The organism is Flavobacterium sp. (assembly GCF_049590715.1).
GTDB lineage: Bacteria > Bacteroidota > Bacteroidia > Flavobacteriales > Flavobacteriaceae > Flavobacterium.
Map to the genome: position 1 here is coordinate 1 of NZ_JBAWDL010000323.1, position 19,004 is coordinate 19,004.

General features: G+C 32.4%; 11 protein-coding genes. All 11 read left to right on the forward strand.

Annotation, left to right across the window (positions count from 1 at the left end):
• Positions 1 to 1,777: glycoside hydrolase family 2 TIM barrel-domain containing protein (locus tag WBQ70_RS13915; protein WP_423915251.1), on the forward strand; the 1,777-nt coding region annotated here is incomplete at its 5' end.
• A 246-nt stretch (positions 1,778 to 2,023) separates the two neighbouring features.
• Positions 2,024 to 4,120 carry a hypothetical protein gene (locus WBQ70_RS13920; protein ID WP_423915253.1) on the forward strand — a complete coding sequence of 699 codons (2,097 nt, stop codon included), beginning with the start codon at positions 2,024 to 2,026 and terminating at the stop codon, positions 4,118 to 4,120.
• A gap of 664 nt (positions 4,121 to 4,784) precedes the next feature.
• Positions 4,785 to 7,865, forward strand: a complete 3,081-nt coding sequence (locus WBQ70_RS13925; RefSeq protein WP_423915255.1) for a SusC/RagA family TonB-linked outer membrane protein — start codon at positions 4,785 to 4,787, stop codon at positions 7,863 to 7,865.
• Positions 7,866 to 7,892: 27 nt separating this feature from the next.
• On the forward strand, positions 7,893 to 9,692 hold the full coding sequence (locus WBQ70_RS13930) for a RagB/SusD family nutrient uptake outer membrane protein (protein WP_423915257.1): 1,800 nt from the start codon (positions 7,893 to 7,895) through the stop codon (positions 9,690 to 9,692).
• Positions 9,693 to 9,705: 13 nt separating this feature from the next.
• On the forward strand, positions 9,706 to 11,418 hold the full coding sequence (locus WBQ70_RS13935) for a hypothetical protein (RefSeq protein ID WP_423915259.1): 1,713 nt from the start codon (positions 9,706 to 9,708) through the stop codon (positions 11,416 to 11,418).
• A gap of 57 nt (positions 11,419 to 11,475) precedes the next feature.
• A complete protein-coding gene (locus WBQ70_RS13940) occupies positions 11,476 to 11,895 on the forward strand; it encodes a hypothetical protein (RefSeq protein WP_423915261.1) in 420 nt (139 codons plus the stop codon).
• A 498-nt stretch (positions 11,896 to 12,393) separates the two neighbouring features.
• Positions 12,394 to 13,251, forward strand: coding sequence for an AraC family transcriptional regulator (locus WBQ70_RS13945; RefSeq protein WP_423915262.1), 858 nt, complete (start codon positions 12,394 to 12,396; stop codon positions 13,249 to 13,251).
• Between the two features lie 390 nt (positions 13,252 to 13,641).
• Positions 13,642 to 15,621 (forward strand): sulfatase-like hydrolase/transferase, encoded by a 1,980-nt coding sequence (locus WBQ70_RS13950; RefSeq protein ID WP_423915264.1) that lies wholly within the window; start codon positions 13,642 to 13,644, stop codon positions 15,619 to 15,621.
• A 289-nt stretch (positions 15,622 to 15,910) separates the two neighbouring features.
• Positions 15,911 to 17,359, forward strand: a complete 1,449-nt coding sequence (locus WBQ70_RS13955) for a sulfatase family protein (RefSeq protein ID WP_423915266.1) — start codon at positions 15,911 to 15,913, stop codon at positions 17,357 to 17,359.
• 419 nt (positions 17,360 to 17,778) lie between these two features.
• Positions 17,779 to 18,099: a hypothetical protein gene (locus WBQ70_RS13960; protein ID WP_423915267.1), complete on the forward strand. Its 321-nt coding sequence runs from the start codon at positions 17,779 to 17,781 to the stop codon at positions 18,097 to 18,099.
• A gap of 14 nt (positions 18,100 to 18,113) precedes the next feature.
• The coding region (locus WBQ70_RS13965; protein WP_423915269.1) for a family 16 glycosylhydrolase at positions 18,114 to 19,004 on the forward strand (891 nt) is incomplete at its 3' end.

Below are 19,004 nucleotides of genomic sequence, written 5' to 3' on the forward strand. Positions count from 1 at the left end.
TCCTTTATTAGCAAACAAAATTGCGGGTGGAGGTGTTTTTGTAAGTTTTCCAAATGTGTCTGCTACTAGTTCTGATGTAGCGATTAAAACGCATATTGTTAATGAATTGGCAAGTTCACAAAAGGTAGAATTGATTCATTCTATTTACTTTAAAGGGAAATTAATTTCTGAAAATAAATCTGAAAATACTATTGTTTCGAAAGGGGATGCAGAGATGAAAGCGGTAGTTGTTATCAATAATCCTAATTTGTGGACGCCAGAAACCCCTAATTTGTATCAATTAGAAACCAAAGTTTTGGTTGATGGAAAATTAAAAGATAAAGAAACGACTTCTTTCGGAATCCGTTCGTTGGAATTTAGAGGAACTGATTTGTATGTTAATGGCGTGAAAACCTATTTGCGTGGCGTAAATCGCCATCAAGAATATCCTTTTATTGGCTATGCTTTATCTGATAATGCACAATACCGTGACGCCAAAAAAATCAAAGAGGCAGGTTTCAATTGTATCCGTTTGTCGCACTACCCACAATCACCTGCTTTTTTGAATGCTTGTGATGAGTTGGGATTGTTTGTGGTAGATGCTATTTTAGGATGGCAATATTACAATGAAAACGAAGCGTTTAAAAACTTTTGCTACAATTCGGCTACCAATTTAATTCGTAGAGACCGCAACCATCCTTCAGTAGTTTCTTGGGAAGTTTCGCTAAATGAAACCAAAATGCCGATTCCTTTTATGGAAGAATTAAACAGAAGAGTACATGAGGAATACCCAGGTAATCAGGCGTTTTCTTGTGGGTGGATGCCTGAAGTGTACGATATCTATTTCCAAGCTAGACAGCACCGCATCATGCATGGGAACGAAAATCACGATACCAAACCCAAACCTTATTTTGTTTCTGAATATGGAGATTGGGAATACTATTCGAGCAATGCTGGTTTGAACCAAGATAAAATGCCAAAAGACATGCGTTTGGAAAAAAGCAGTCGTCATTATAGAAAAGAAGGAGAGCAAGCCTTGTTGCAACAAGCTTATAACTTGCAAGAATCATACAATGATAACTTGAATACGGCAGCATTTGGTGACGGATATTGGGTAATGTACGATTACAACCGTGGGTATCATAATGACATTGAGACCTCGGGGATTATGGATATTTTCCGTTTGCCAAAATTTGGTTTTAATTTCTACGAAAGTCAAAAAAGCCCTGAAGAAGCGGCGGTGCTTAAAATAGCCAGTTATTGGAATGCAAAATCGGATTTGAATGTAAAAGTATTTAGTAATTGCGATCAAGTGGAGCTGTTCCTAAACGGGAAAAGCATTGGAAAACAAAAACCAGACGCAAATAAAAATACCACAAAATTACCCCATCCTTCCTATACTTTTAAAATAAATAAATTTGAAGCTGGGGAGTTAAAAGCGATTGGTTTTATCAACGGTAAAAAGGTTTCAGAAACTGTGGTTAGAACACCCGAAACAGCTTCGGAATTGAAAATTTGGATTGATGAAAGTGGTAAGAAAGTACAATCAGGAGTAAATGATGTTGTTTTTGTATATATCGCCGCAGTTGATAAAAACGGAACGGTACTTCCTGATTATGAAGGAAAAATTGATTTTTCAATACTAGGAGACGCTAAAATGATGAATGTCGGTGGTGTAAATGCCGAAGCTGGAATTGCAACAGCATTGGTGCAAATAGGAAACAAGTGCAATAAAATCACTATGACTGCTACTATTAACGATTTGAAAGGAAAGTTAGTCGTTAAGCCAGTAAAATAAGTATTTAAGAAATTGCGCTTCCTTGTTTGGGAGGTCAAATTCTAAATTTAAAAGACAGTAATGAGGGAATCCTTGTTGCTGTCTTTTTTTTGTAGAATAGTGAAACTGTTCTTTAGGGGTAATGTAGAGTAATACTGTGGTAAAATCAAGGAATGAAACGAGGATAAAACCAGTTAATTTTGTTAGTCACTCAAAGAATTTCTAGGAGTGTGAGTTAAAGAAATTTTAAATTATAGATATATAAATATGAAAGAACTAAAAAACAAACTAAGTAAAACTAATTTTTTTCTAGGCGTACAATTTCTTTTGAGTTTTGTATTACTGACCAGTTTTACCTCAGTAGGTAAATCTGATTTAGGGGTTATAAGAGCTGGGAGTGTTCAAATAGAGAACAAACTAATTAAAGTTGTTGTGGATAATGAAACAGGTACTTTTTCGGTTTTAGAAAAAACATCAGGTCAATTATGGAAATCGGATCCATGGGAAAATGCGGCCGGACTATTGACCTTAAACGATGCTAATGGAAAATCACAAACCGTAAATATATCTAAAAGTAAAACTGTGACAGTAACTAGAAAAAGCAATTCGGTTATTGCAATTGATTTTATGAATCCTGTTTTTGAAAACAATGTAGTTGCTGATGGGGTGAGTTTGCAAACAGAATTACGATTAAATGCAAACGAAGGAAAGTTAGATGTTGAAGTACTTTCGGTTACAAGTGGAAAGTTCAAACTAGCTGATTTAAGATATCCTTCAAGAGCTTTTAGCTTGGAAACCGATGTCGATATGGGGGCAGCAGTTATTCCTCAAAAACAAGGTGTTATTTGTCCATCGTATATTTTTCCAATGAATGGTGGATCTTTTTGTATGTGGGATGATGCTACTTATGTTGTTAAATCAACAGGTACATTGGATTTGTTTAATGCTTCGGGATTATCGATGCCTTGGTGGGGAACATACAACGAGAAATCAGCAGTTATAGGTATCGTTGACGAAGCATCAAGACCAAAGATGTTTTATAATATCAACAACAACGGACAGTATTTATTCAATCCAGAAGGGAAAATGTCGCCTAACAAGCGAATTGCATTTTTAGATCCTATTTGGAACCTAAAAAAAGACAAACAAACAAAAATAATTAGTTATCAATTTATTCCCAATGGAAATTATGTTGATATGGCTAAGGTTTACCGTAAAGAAGCTATCAAAAGAGGGTATTTTGTATCCTTAGAAGATAAAGCCAAAAGGGACCCAGATGTTAAAAAGCTGGCAGGTGCCGTATATATGGGCGTGTACGGAGGGTATCCACATTATGTAAATATGCCTGGAATGGCTTTTACTTTTGAACAGCTAAAAAATATGATCAAAACAACTCATGATGAATTAAAAGTAGACAATGCTTTCTTCCATGCTTGGGGAACTTTTTCAAATTTTGTTCCCAATTGTTGGCCTATTAGTGAGGCTTTAGGAGGTGTTTCTAAATTAAAAGAAGCTGTTGATTTGACTAAAGAGTATGGTTATTTGTATTCTTCGTATCATGCGTATTCAGCAACTTTGGAGAATGATCCAAAGTTTGATACCGGATTGTTTGCCAAAGATGCTTCGGGTAAGCTAAAAAATACAGGAAGTCGTTGGGCAAATATTGATCAGAACAAACAATTAGGGTTGGCTCAAAAAAATCTAGACAAAGAAATTACAGCGCTAGGTCTTGAAGCTGATATTACGGATATTTCATTTTCTTATTTTGCAGATGAAGACAATACAGGGTATTTTAATTTAGCTAAATACCTTGATTCTAAAAACCTAGTGAACGGTACAGAGCACGGACAACAACAATACATTCCGTATTTTGATATGTTTGAGGGAATGACCTATTTGAATTCAAATTTGTCTCAAATATCACATAGAGCACCTTTGTTTAATTTGGTATTTCATGATGCAATTGCGGTCTTTGGAAAAATTCAAGATCCTGATAATCAAATTTCTGAAAATGGAGATTTTGCAGTTAAGTCATTGCGTAATATGCTTTTTGGAGTGGGATCAACGATATTCTTTTCTCCTTATGAGTTTGATGGGATGAAAGGGATGATTAAGATGGCAAATCAAGTGGTTAGCCCTGTAAATCGTGAAACATTCTTCGCAGAATTAAAATCGCATGAGTATTTAAGCCCAGATTTTAATTTACAAAAATCAAAATTCGCTTCAGGAACTGAGGTTATTGCGAATTTAGGTCCTGTAAAACAAAAAACGAAAGAAGGATTGGAAATCCCAGGTTTTGGATACCAAATAACTTTCAAAGACGGGAAGGTTAAAAAAGGTAGTTTTCAAGTAAGTCTGAATTAGTAGAAAAGGGCTTAACGTTATAGTCGTACGTTTTAATTATATGTAAAGGCAACCTATTCTAGGTTGCCTTTTGTTGTTGTATCGTTAGCTGTTTTTAATTAGTATGTGTTTTTAAAGAAAAAGGATGTGTGAATTGTTTTCTAGTTTGCGTTAAAAAATAGTTATTTTTTGTGTAAAAGGTAAAAAAGTGCTAGTAGAGGGTAATTTTAGTAAATAACCATACTTAGTATTTCGCTTATTTTGTTTATTGATTCTGACTTATTTTTGGGAACATTGTAATAATTAATCAATTTTTTTTTAAATTTATTAAAAAAAGAGAGTATTAATAAGTAAAATGGTAATATCTAACTTTTTTTTGTTGTTTGATACTGGTCTTTTTTTTGTTTTCAAATAATGAGTTTATAGAAAGAGTGATAGAATAAGTGTATTTTATCTAGTAATAAACTGATTCTAAATTAATATGAATTTTAAACTAAACTAAAACAATAGAATGTATAACCTTTTTAAAAAATTAATAAGCTATGGGTAAAGAATTATGTAATCAACTGTTTTTAAACAGTATTAATGTAAGTGTTTTTTAAACTAAGGTTGAAGACACTTTTGAGATTTTAAAAATTAAATTTTTTTAAAGTAATAGAATTAAAAATAAACTAAAATTAACCAAATGAGAATTAGAAAAATTGATAAACAAAAAAATGGATTAGGACGTTTTTTGTTTCTTACACTACTAGCATTATTTTTTAGCGTTAGTGTCCAGGCACAAGTAGGTGTGGTTCAAGGAACTGTTTTGGGGTCGGATGATGGTATGCCAATTCCTGGAGTAACTGTTATAGTTAAAGGTCAGTCAAAAGGGACAGCAACTGATTTTGATGGTAAATACACTATTAAAGCTAAGGATGGAGATTTACTTGTTTTTAGTTATCTTGGAATGACTACTAAGAATGTTAATGTTAAAGGAGGAGTTGTAAATGTAAAATTAAATCCATCAACTCAAAATCTGGATGAAGTAGTAGTGATTGGTTATGGCGCTGTTAAGAAAAAAGAGATTACAGGAGCTGTATCGCAACTTAAAGCTGAAGATTTAGAAAGTATAGTTACACCAGATTTAGGTTCTGCAATTCAAGGACAAGTTTCAGGAGTGAATGTGGTTTCTTCTTCTACTCCTGGGGGAGCATCAGAGATTCTTATTAGAGGTATTACCTCTTTGCAAGATAATACACCACTTTATGTTGTAGATGGTATTGTTCAAAACGGAGATCCAAGAATTCCACCTTCCGATATTGAAACTATAAACATTTTAAAAGATGCTGCTTCTACAGCTATTTATGGTGTTCGTGGAGCTACAGGAGTTATACTTATTACAACAAAACAAGGAAAAGCTGGAACACTTCAAGTTAGAGTGAATGGTAGTTATTCTATAAATAGTAGAAAAGCTGCAGTGCCTTTAATGAATTCAGTTGAACAAACTTATTTTGATATTGTTACACAAAGAACAGTAAATGGTATTTATGATAATCAAGTAGGGTTGGATATTTTTCAAAATCCAATCTCTTTTCAAAATGAAACAGATTTAAATAAATTGATATTTAGAGAAAATACACCAACTCAAAATTATGATGCTAATATTTCTGGAGGTTCTAAAGAAATTACATATAATGTAAGTCTTGGGTTGTATAACGAAGAAGGTTTACAAATCAACTCTGGGTATAATCGTTTTAATGTTAGAGCGAATACAGTTTATGAAAAAAATAAATTGAGAATACAAACTAGCGTTGGTTTGAATACTGATAAAAGAGATATTCCTCAAAATTTCCTATTGTCTCAAGCAGTTGTATATAGACCAACTCAAAATGGAATCAGACTGGATTCTTTTGATGAGTTAGGTCAAGATGGTGATAATGTTTTAAGATTAGGATGGGTTTTAGAGAGTTTAAGAACTACAAATATATTGAAAACTACTAGAGCAAATGCATCGGTAAACTTGAATTATAAATTAAATAAAGAGATACAATTTAGTAGTAATATTGGGTTTTCTAGTGCTAATGAAATTGGAAAGACAGTTAGACCTTATCAAGAAATTAAAAATTCTAGAACAGGTGCTTTGCTAAGCGTTCCAGAACAAAGTTATGTGGAAAATAGAACCCGCTTTACAAATAATTTATTAGGAGAGTTTGGTCTAACGTATGCTACTAAAATTAATGATGATCATAATTTAACATTAACCCTCTTTGGTACAGGAGAAAAGAATCAAAGTGAAGCTTTTAGTGCTAGAAGAAATGGTGCTATAGATCCTAATGGGCAAGTACTTGATTTGGCAGTAGGAACTCAAAGTGTAAGTTCTGGTTTTGATTATACTGATACAAGAATTGGTATGATAGGAAGATTGCAGTATGATTATAAAGGTCGTTATGTTTTAAGTTCAAGTATTAGAAGAGATGGTTCTTCAAAGTTTCCTACAGATAAAAACTGGGCAGTATTTCCATCAGCGGCATTTGCTTGGAATATTTCGGATGAGAAATTTTGGTCTTCTATGAAAAATACTGTTAATAATTTTAAGTTACGTTTATCACAAGGTACTGTTGGAGTTGATAGAGCGCAATCTTATGCCGCTCAGTTCGGTGTACTACCTAATATTAATTATATAAACTCATCAGGAAGTGTTCTTTATGGTACAATTCAGCAAAATTATGCTAACCCTCTTTTAAGTTGGGAGTCTACGACACAGTCTAATATTGGTATAGATTTAGCTTTCTTTAAAAACAGACTTACTGTAACAGCGGAGCGTTATGATTCAGACAAGAAAGACATGTTGTTTCCAGTATATGTTCCACCATCAGGAGGTGCTGTTAATAATGCTAGAGTTGTATTAAATGCAGGTAATATGACAAATCAGGGGTATGAATTAGCCGTTGGATTTAGAGGTAGAATTGGTAAATTTAATTATAATATGAATGGTACCTTTTCTACAAATACAAATGTGATAACAAAAATTAATCAAGATACTGAATTTTTATTTACTGATGATTATGGTTTAGTTTCTAGAGCACCAGATCAATCAAGAATAACAGCATTAGCTGTTGGTCATGAGGCAGGAGCTTTTTATTTATGGAGAACAAACGGTATTATTGATACTGAGGAAAAATTAGCTGAATATCAAAAAATTGATAACAATGCAAGACTAGGTGATACTAGGTTTATTGACCAAGATGGAAATAATATTTTAGACGATAAAGATAGGGTGTATAGTGGAAGCGGTTTGCCAAAGTATGAAATAGGTTACACATTAAATACTAACTGGAAAAGTTTTGATTTTTCAATGAATTTATATGCTGCTTTAGGGCAAGAAGTTATGAATGGATTTGATGCATGGGCTTATGGATTTGGACGTCATAAAGATCAAATTTATCAATGGTCTGATGCTAATCCAGTATCGCCAATACCTACCTTTAGAAATGATATCAGAAGACATCGAAACTATACAGGATATAGTGATTTATGGTTAGAAGATGGTTCTTATTTACGTATCAGACAAATTTCATTAGGATACAGTATTCCTAAAAAGACTACAGAAAAATGGGGCTTAAATAGACTTAGATTTTATACTAGAGTACAAAACCCTTTTACATTTACTAAATATTCTGGTTATAACCCAGAAATTGGTGGTGGTGTTGCTGGTAAAGGACTGGATAAAGAAACAGGACCAATATCAATTCAGTACATGTTAGGTGTGAACTTAGCTTTTTAATTAAAAACAAAATAAACATATATCGTTATGAAAAAAATAATTTTAATATATGCTATAATAATCATTGTCTTAGGAGGGTTTACTTCTTGTGATACTAATGATTTTTTGAGTGAGAATAATCCTAATATTATACCTAAAAGTGAATTTTGGAAAGATCTATCGGATACTTCTCAAGGTTTAAATGCTGTTTATCAAACCATGCATAAACCCGGTCTTATAAATGTAATTCCTGAAATTTTAAGATCTGATATGGGATACCCAGGGTATGGGAGACCTAATGCGAATAATACAGAAGATTTTTATTTGCATACCTATAATTCTAGCAGTAGTGAGATTGCAAGTATGTGGCAAACAAATTACATTGGAATCTTTAGAGCAAACCAAGTTATTGAGGCTCTTAATAGGATAAAACCGACTCTTAAAGATAGTGATCAAGCAGAATGGACTTCTCAAATGGCGCAAGCTAGGTTCTTTAGAGGATTGTTTCATTACTATTTGTATTCAGCTTTTAATAATGGAAGTATTATTATTAGAGATGCGGTTCCTGAATTACTAAGCGAAGTCTATATGCCATTGTCATCTGCATCTGAAGTGTTAACTTTTGTACGTAATGACTTAAAATTTGCTTATGAAAATTTAAAGAAAAAAGGTCAATATGTTCCGAATGATTTAAGTAGAGTTACTTCTGGAGCAGCGGCAACAATTTTAGGTACAACTTATTTACAAGAATTAAAATATGCTGAGGCTATGCCTTATTTTAATGATGTGATTAAAAATCATGGATATGCTTTGGAATATGATAGAACAAAGCTATTTACCACTGCGGGTGAATTTAATCAGGAATCCATTTTGGAAATTAATTTTAAAAACGTTCGACCTGATCTACAACCTTGGGATGGGGATTCGGGAACGAATTGGTTAAACCAACAAACATCAAACACAAAGGGACCTGTAGCACCAGCTTGGATGGTCTATGCATATAAGACAGAGCCTATGGATACAAAAGATGAAAGAAATTATTATACTGACTTTCAAGGAAGAAAAACACTTCGAAATGTTCCACTTAGAGTTTCTTCAATGATGGCTATTGTTGAGGATTATCAAACAATTTATTATTTAACTGCACCAACGACGGAGTTCACTAGATTTCATGGTACGGCATGGGGATTTGGTTGGTGGAAAAAGTATACAAATGATGATATAGTAGCTAATGAAGGTGATATTTTTGGAGGAGCGACTTACTCTAGTAAAAATGTAACACTTAATAGATTAGCTGATGTATATTTGATGCAAGCTGAGTGTAAAATAAAGACTGGTAGTATAACGGGAGTTGATGGAGCGCTTTATTATATTAACGAAATCCGTAAACGTTGGGGATTGAAATTATTAGGTCCTAGCAACGGTGATACACAACATGATTACGTTGATGTAAATGCTAATAATCTGCCCTACACTGATGCTAATGTTTTAATGCAACACTTAATGCGTGTTGAGAAGCCATTAGAAATGTCTATTGAAGGACACATGATTCGTACATTAGATTTTCAAAGATGGAAAAAATCTGATAATTATGGATTTAAAAATAGGTTAGAGGAGCTTTCGAAGGAAATTTATTACGCTCCAACAACTTATAATTATATTGATAATGAAGGTAAGCCAAAAACTAAGAATAATAACCCTTATTTGGTATCTGTAAAACCTGCTAATAATTTTATTACAGTAGATTATGAGTATGACACTTCTTATCTAAATTATAATGAGTCTAAGCATGGTCAGTATCCAATACCATCAGTAGAAGTAACATCAAATCCATATATTAATAATTAAAAATAAAATTATTATGAAAAAAATAAATTTAATATCGTTATTCCTTGTGTTGCTTTCATTATGTAGTTGCTCACAAAGCGAATATTTAGATTATACGGCACCTGATGAACTTTCGGATGTGTCATTTGTTACAAATTTTAGAGAAAATGCAAATAATATAAACATAGATACTCATATCGCTTTTTTTGATTTGTCAATTGGCGCTGAAAGTCATGAATGGATTTTAGAAGAGGGAAATAGTTTCTTAAAAACTGGTTTTAATTTAACAGATTCTTTGCCAAAATTTATTGATAACGAAGCTGGAATTATATCTAATGATCCAAAAGCTTTTGTATTATTTAGAAAGGATGGTATTAATAAAGTACGTTTGTTAAATAAGTTCAAAAGTTATGTGAGTTATAAATATAACTTAGGGTCTGTTGGGACTCCAATAGTAAAAGAACTTAAGTCTGTAAAACAAGGAGATTTATGGGTAATAGATACTACTTTTGTGTATGATGTTTATGGGTATATAAAACCTGCTCTTAGAGTACTTAAAGGGGGTAATGAGGTGTTGAATGTGAAAGCAGAAGACAAAACATCTTTAGCTAATTCTGCTTCTTGGCCAGTTATTGAAGTTGAGGCAGCGTCACCACTTACGTATGAAGATATTACAACCGTTGGGAGACCAAATGGTGGGGTTTGGTTAACTCCAGATGCTGTTCCTGGTGAAACAAGTGGAAAAAAAATTGTAGAAGTTAAGTATTATAAACTAGGGACTTTTAATGCGGGTACTTTAAGGTCAACAAGAGGTAATGGATTACCAGTTGCTTCGGTTGAGAAAATTATTCCATTAAAAATAAGAGTTGTTAAGTCATCATTGCCATTCGTATATGATGGGGCTTTAACTGAAGATGCTACCAAAACTATTTCTTTTAGGGTAAATGGAGAGGTGCAAGATTTTATAGGTAAAGAAGGAAATTTTACTGTGAATGTAAAAAATATTGCTAAAGGGTTTAATCAAAATATTCCCGTACAAATAGCTCGTGTTAAAAATTCTGATAAAATTTTTATAGAGTTGGTTTTATCCGCTCCTATTTATAATTCTGACGAAATTACAGTTTCATATAATGGATTAGGCGATATTATGTCTGCCGATAGTAGAACGTTACAAGCTTTTGGACCTGAAGCTGTAAATATGTATTATGGTGTTAATATTTTGCCTAACAATGGTCATTCTGATTTTGAACAGAGTATTACAGATAAAAATAGAGCATTAGCCACTGATTATTATGTAGGTCCTGCTAATGGGCCAGAAGCAGGTAGCTTGGTATGGGAACGTATTACTACTAGACAACAAAATGGTACTGCAAGTATGCAATATAAAACAGCAGCAGGGAATGTAACTCCAAATGTTAGTCTATTTAGTTTTGGGTTAGGTAACCCTACTGCAATCCCAGCAGGGACTTACAGAATGTCATATTGGATATATATTGATCCAGCCACAACCTTAAAAAGCTTTACAACTGAATTTGGTAATCCTATTACTTCAACATATTCGTGGAATATTGAAAGTCTAGTTAAAGGAGAATGGGTTCAAGTATTTAAAACTATTACCGTCCCTAAGATAGAGAGTGGATATAGAATGGGATTGAGTTTTAAAGCAGGTGATAATGCTGGTGTTACAGGAGCACAATTAGTGTTTTTTGATAATTGGGCATTTCAAGCAGTAGAAACTAGGCCATAATATTCTAATAATCAAGATGCTTTTATAGCTCTTAAAAGTAAATAAAATTAAGAAAAGATGAAAAATTTAATAAAATTTTTAGGACTAATTACTCTAGTTTTGATAATGTTTAGTTGTGAGGAAGAAAGCAATTTTAAACAATCTGAGATTGAATTAGTGCCAGTTTATACATTAATAAATACGGGTACAGATATTGTTTCTAAAGGTGGTCCAGTATCAATAAATGTTTACAGAAAAAAACCGTTGCTTGTTGAGTATAGCTCTAGTGTAAATGCGACTAGTTATGCAATAACAAATTATGTAGATACTTCTTCAGAAACAAATTATGAAATTAGATTCTCCAAAGTAAATAATGGTGTATCCGTTGAATATACAATTTCAGCTGTTAAAGGAACTGGTTCGGGTACACTTTCTGTTGCATCTGCTATACCTGTTGTATATCCAATTAAAATTTCGGAAAAGGAAGTTTATAATTAAAAGATAAATATATATGTTTTAATATTGTTATATGGATTTGATAGATAAGGGTAATTAACACTGTATTTTAATTCTTTTTCTAATGCATCTCTATAGCGGTATATAGAATATTACTTTTAATTATCTATAGGTATACCAAGTAATAATAATTTAAGAATATATAATTTAAGATTTTTTGTAGTTAGTTTTAGAGGCTATTCCGCTTAATCAGTGGAGTAGCCTCTTGTTTTATACAACCTTTTTCGTGAAGCTATTCTTAATGTTTTGCTTTTAAAATTATCATATCTGTTTTTTTTAACAGATATTAAAGTTAAAAACGCATTCAATTTTGTACTTTTGTATTGATTATACACCATAAAGTCTTTATCTTTGGAACTCTAGATGTAAAATTCTTATCAAATAGATTATTTGAATGTTATGTTTTTATTTTTGGAATAATTTTTGCTACTAATTTAGAAGAGTTCAATATCACACTAACAAAATATTACCCGCGTATTTATGAAATTAGTTTTAAAAAATGCCGAAAGTTTTGTGAACGCCCGATTGAATATTCGTGCGGCTTTAGTGCCTTGTAAGGATTCATTTTGGCATTATCATTCACAATATGAATTATTGTATATTTCAGAAAGCAGTGGTATGCGTTTTGTTGGTGATAATGTTTCTCATTTTTTACCTGGTGATTTGGTTCTAGTTGGGCCATTTTTACCCCATCTTTGGCGTAATGATCCTTCTTATTATGACGAGGATGAAGAGGCTCATGTAAAAACAATTATTTTAAAATTCACAAAAAATTTTTTAGGAGAAGGCACTTTTGGTAATCCAGAATTCTCAGCTATAAACAATATGTTGGAACAGTCTAAATTTGGGGTTTCATTTGGGAAAAAATTAAGTGATGATCTTCATAGTGATTTGATTGAAATAGTTGATTTATCACCTCCAGAACAGTCAATAAAATTATTGAGTTTGTTGCATAAATTATCTTTGTCTGATGAAAAAGAGGTTCTCTCTTCTTCTGATATGAGTCAGTTAGCTACAGATGATTCAGGTCGTTTGGATACAGTGATAAAATATATATCAGATAATTATGCTAATTATATCAGTTTGAATCATGTAGCTGATATTGCCTGTATGACGACCAATTCATTTTGTCGTTTTTTTAAGAAGATGACTAATAAATCATTTACTGAATTTTTGAATGAAGTACGTATACGTAATGCATCTCGTTTATTGGTTCAAGAGAATTTGCCAATTTCAGAGGTAAGTCATATGGTAGGGTATAAATCTATAACAAATTTCAACAAACAGTTTAAACACATTATGGGAAGTACCCCTAAAAATTATAAGTTTACTATGTAATTTAAAAAATTAATTAAGTACTTATATTAGGAGTTTTTTTTTCTCAGAAAAGGTTTTAGTTGAATTGTGGATTCCTAAAAAAATGAACATGACTTTTGTAGGGTTGTGTCTTTTTAAGGTATTGAATAATAGCTAAGATTCGTATTTTTAATTAATAATATTCGGTTATATAAAAAAAGACAAATGATTTTATTTCATTTGTCTTTTTTTATATAAGCAAAATAACAATTTGATAATATTCAGTTATTAAAGGATAATTTTGAGTAGCAATACAGGATTTTTTTATGTTTGTTTTGTATGGAATGTTTTAGTTTTTTTGTAAAAAAAACTTCTTAACTAATTAAAAACGAAGTATTTGTTTGCTTCAACTCTTTTTTAAACCAAAAAAAAATGAAAAAAAATGTACAAATTTGTCTAGCAATCTGTATGCTAGTTCCATTGGTGAATTTTGCCCAAAATAAAACTAATAAGGTAAGTCAAGCTAAAGCGACAAAACCGAATGTTATAGTGATTTTAGCTGATGATTTAGGGTATGCTGATGTTGGTTTTAATCGTGCAACAAACACTGATGCTTTTCCAGCAGATAGAGGAATAATACCAACTCCTAATATTGATGCGTTGGCTAATAATGGAATTATTTGTAAAAATGCTCACGTAGCCCATCCTTTTTGTGGACCTAGTAGAGCGGCTTTGTTAACAGGGATGTATCCACATCGAATAGGAGCACAGTATAATTTACCTAATGATATTACATCTCCTTTGGGAATCCCAACTAATGAGACTTATTTTTCTAAATTAGTAAAAGAAGCGGGTTACAATACTGCTGCATTTGGAAAATGGCATCTAGGATTTGCTGAAGGTTCTTATCAACCTTTAGATAGAGGTTTTGATTATTTTTTTGGTTTTCTTGGTGGAGGTAAAGATTACACAAGAAGGGAGTATGATAATATTTGGTATAAATACAATACCTCTAGTTCAGAGTACAATAATCCTGCTACCTATAATATTCCAAAAGGAACCATTACAAATGAATATTCTGATCCATTACAAAGAAATAGAAGTTATGTTGATCGAAAAGAATTTGGACTAGATGACTATTTGACGGATGTACTTACTACTGATGCTATTCAGTATATCGCAGCTAAAAAATCCGATACTAATCCTTTTATGATTTATCTCGCTTACAATGCGCCTCATACGCCATTACAAGCTCCTGCTGCCGAAATTCAAGCATTTAAAGATGCGAATCCCAACTTTGAAAACTTAGTAAGAACTAGTACCTATATTACAGAATCCACTCCTGTCACAAAAGAAACAGATCCGGTTAAAAAAGCAGCTTTAATTGAGAAGTTTGTTTCTGCACGTGTTACGTATGCTACAATGGTTGCTAATTTAGATTCCAATGTAGGGAGATTAGTGACTGAGTTAAAAAAGGACATGGCTGTTTTTAATAATACTGTGATTATATTTCTAAGTGATAACGGAGGGTATACCTATAGCAAAGGAGCGGTAAATTTCCCTCTTGACGCCTTAAAAGGAAGTGTACTTGAAGGTGGTCATAAAGTGCCCTTTTTTGTTCATTGGCCAGCACAGATCACTACACCTGTTACCTATGACTTTCAAATAAGTTCATTGGATTTATACCCTACAATTGTGAATTTAGCTGGCGGAATAGTGCCATCCACAAAGATCATTGACGGTAAAGACATTATGCCAAATCTGCTCGCTGGCACTGACGCGAGACCTGATGGCGGTGCTTTGTATATAATGAGACCTCAATTAGGATTTGAAAACGGTGCAGTGATGTCGTATCCTTGGAAGATCGTTAAAACAGGGGGTAATGGAAAATGGAAATTATTTAACATAGTTACAGATCCAGGTGAAACAACTGATGTTAGAAAAACAGAGCCAAATGCTGAGGTAATTATTCAAAAATTATTAGATCAGTCTGTGGCATGGGTAAAAGATTTCAAAAATGTAAAACCAGCTTGGTATGATAATGATGGTGATGATGGACCTTCGGGACCAACAGGACATCCTCATTTAGCCTTATGGAATGATGGAACATTGCCTGGTTATGATAGATTGTTTGAAAGTTCAGAGTTAATTTTAGGGATTAATAACATGAGAAAATCTAATTATAAAATGTATCCTAATCCCGCTATGGATTATTTGAATTTGAATTTCGATCAACCCATAAATAAATTAGAACTCGAAATTTTATCAATGTCAGGTAAAGTTATTAAAAAAATTCAGGGTACCAATAAAGACAAACCGCGTATTGATGTTTCTAATTTACCTACGGGGAATTATTTATTAAGAATAAGAGCTGATGATAAAATATCAGTTGAAAAAGTGATTAAAGTATAAAGCATTCTTATAAGTAATAAACGTATTTGTTTTGCTTATTTTCTTTAAATGATTTAAGCTTAGTGTTTTCTTTTTGAAAAATACTAAGCTTAAATTGTATAAAGGTAAAATCGTTTTGAAATAAGGTAAAAAACATTTCTTTTTATTGAGATTAAAGTGTTTAGTTTGTGTGGCTGCTCCTTGTTTAATCCCAAATTTTGGATCATTAATACTGTATGGTATTGTTTTAAATAAGGCTTTGGTGGGGGGTCAGTAAAGAAAAATATGTAATTACCTATTATAAATAAAAATGAAAATACGAGTAAATCAAACCAAGTTGGCTTTAGTGAGTCTGTTTTTAATTTCAACCATGCCTATATTGGCTCAAGTGTCAAAGCCAAATATTTTGGTAATATTGTGTGATGACTTGGGATATTCTGATGTGGGATTTAATGGTTCTAAGGATATTATTACGCCTGAATTAGATAAATTAGCTCATGACGGGACTATTTTTTCCTCCGCTTATGTGGCTCATCCTTTTTGTGGGCCTAGTAGAGCGGCATTGATGACAGGAAGGTATCCTCATGAATTTGGGGCTCCATACAATCTTCCTGATATGGGGATGAATATGAAAGATGGTGTTCCAGTTGAAGAAACATTCTTTAGTAATGCATTGCAACAAGCAGGATATTATACTAGTGCTATTGGGAAATGGCATTTAGGTTACGGAGAACAATTTCATCCAAATAACAGGGGTTTTGATGATTTTTATGGTTTTCTTGGAGGAGGGCATGATTATTTTCCTGAAGATTTTAAAGTAAAATATGATGCTCAAATTAAAAATGGCAACAAAAATATTTATGCTTATTTAAAACCTTTAACGCATAATAAAGAAGAGGTGGATGAAAAGGAGTATATAACTGATGCGCTTTCAAGAGAGGCTGTTCGTGTGATTAAAGAAGCTAAGGAAAAGCAAAAACCATTCTTTATGTATCTAGCGTACAATGCTCCTCATGTGCCGTTAGAGGCTAAAGAAGAGGATTTGAAAGTTTTTGAACACATCCAAGATAAAGATAGAAGAACTTATGCAGCGATGGTGTATGCTGTCGATAGGGGTGTAGGGCAAATCGTGAATAAACTGAAAGAAACCAAACAGTTTGAGAATACGCTTATTGTTTTTTTGAGTGATAATGGGGGGAATATTGAACATGGAGCTAATAATTTCCCACTAAAAGGTACTAAAGGAGATACATATGAAGGAGGATTTAGGGTTCCAATGTTCTTTCATTGGCCAAATAAAGTTCCAGCAGGAAAACGATTTGATTATGTAGTTTCTGCTATTGATTTATATCCAACTTTTGTAAAATTAGCAGGAGCAACTATTCCTGAAGGGAAGAAATTGGATGGAAAAGATATCTGGTCCAATTTTTTGGATGGAAAGAACACTCATAAAGACGATATGATATATGCTGTGCGTTATCGTTTTGGTTTTTCTGATGTTGGAGCAAGAAAAGAAAATTATAAAATTGTAAAAGCAGGGCCTAATAGTAAATGGAAGTTATTTGATGCTAAAAATGATCCAAGTGAAACTAAGGATTTAAGTGGTAAATTCCCTAAAATACTCAAGGAAATGGTGGATGAAACCAAAAAATGGAGTGAATCTCATGTTACACCACTTTGGTTTGATAATAAAAAAGGGGAAGAAATGTGGTTTAATACTAATATGCCTAATTACGATAAAGCATTCAAGCTGGATTAAGCTGAGTTTTATAAAAATATATAATAAAAACTGTAATGAATATATTCTAAAGGATAATTCTTGCAGTTTTTTTGTTTTACCGAAGTTGATTAAGATGATTTTTCTTGAAAGATAAAATTGATTTAGTAGAGGGTAAAATTTATTAATTTATTTTGAAATGTATTTGGTTACTTTGTTTATTGTAATGGTGTAAAAGTTCTTTTTTTTTATTAATTGTGAATTTTATCATATTTCATAGTGAGAATTATTGAACGATATGCTTCAATTAGTGCGAATTGTAATATGGTATTAAAAAATAATAGTACAACACCAATTTCTTATTTATGGGATAAAATATTCATAAAAAAATCAAAAAATAGTTTTGCAATCCTTGCGCTCAAAATAAAAAAAATATTGATAATCTAAAATAAATAAACGTTATGAAATATCCATTTAGTCACATTGGAATACCAACTACAGAAGAAAAAAATTGGGATGGTTTTTATGAGCCAGGAAAAATACATTTTACTGATTTTGCAAAAGATGAATATGGTATTGAATGGGTAAAGTTTGATGCTGATAGCCCGATGCCTGAGATGATGCGTACAATTCCTCATGTAGCTTATTTGGTTGATAATATGGAAGAGGCGCTGGAAGGTAAAGAAATTTTAGTACCTACTTTTTCTCCAGGGGAAGGGGTTCGTGTTGCTTTTATTGTGCACAACGGTTCTCCAGTTGAGTTTATGGAGGTAAAAGAATAAATTAAGTAAAAAAAATGAAAAAAAGGATTTTTATTTTTTGTGCGCTTTTGCCTTTGCTTCAGTCAACTGCACAAAAGGCTAAAACTGTTCTTCCGCTTTCGGATCCTAATAATCTAGGGAAATGGGTATTGAATACGGAGGTTAGTGATGAGTTTGACGGATCAACTTTAAATGAAGATAGATGGTATGTTGTGGGGAAATTTGAAAATGGAAAGCCTGTATATAAACATCCTGATTTACCAAATAAAAATGTTTGGATAGGACGAGCTCCTTCACAATTTTCAGGAAAGAATTATAGACTGGAAGACGGGAAATTAATTTTAGAAACACGTTGGGAGCCTGATTTTCCTTTTAGTGATAAACTAGATAAACCATGGGGGAATAATAATACCCAAAGTAAATTTGAAAATTTAACAACCGCTTGTTTGATTGGGCGAAAATTTTTCCAATATGGTTATATGGAAATCAAAAGTAAAGCTGCTGATGCTGAAATAACCAGTGCTTTTTGGGCAATGGGTCAAGGATTAGAGTTGGATATGTTTGAACACTTTGGTGACCACAGACAGGAAAATAAACTAAAGCTTGACAAGGAATTGTGGTGGTCTATTCATGATTGGACTCTAAAAGGGAATAATAGTGTGTATACTGAACATCATATTTTAGATTTTAGAGTAGCAGATGCTTTTCATACCTATGGAGTAGAATGGAATGAAAACGGTATTAAGTACTTTATCGATGGGAAACTTTTTACAGAAGCCTCTAAAGAAAAAATTGATGAATGGGCAAAATCGAAAGGTTTTAAAAATGGATATGTAGCCACCAAACCAATTTCAATTTGGCTGGATCAAGAAACGTTTCCTTGGCATGGTGTACCAGACAGTAAAGAAGATTTAGAATTAAATAGC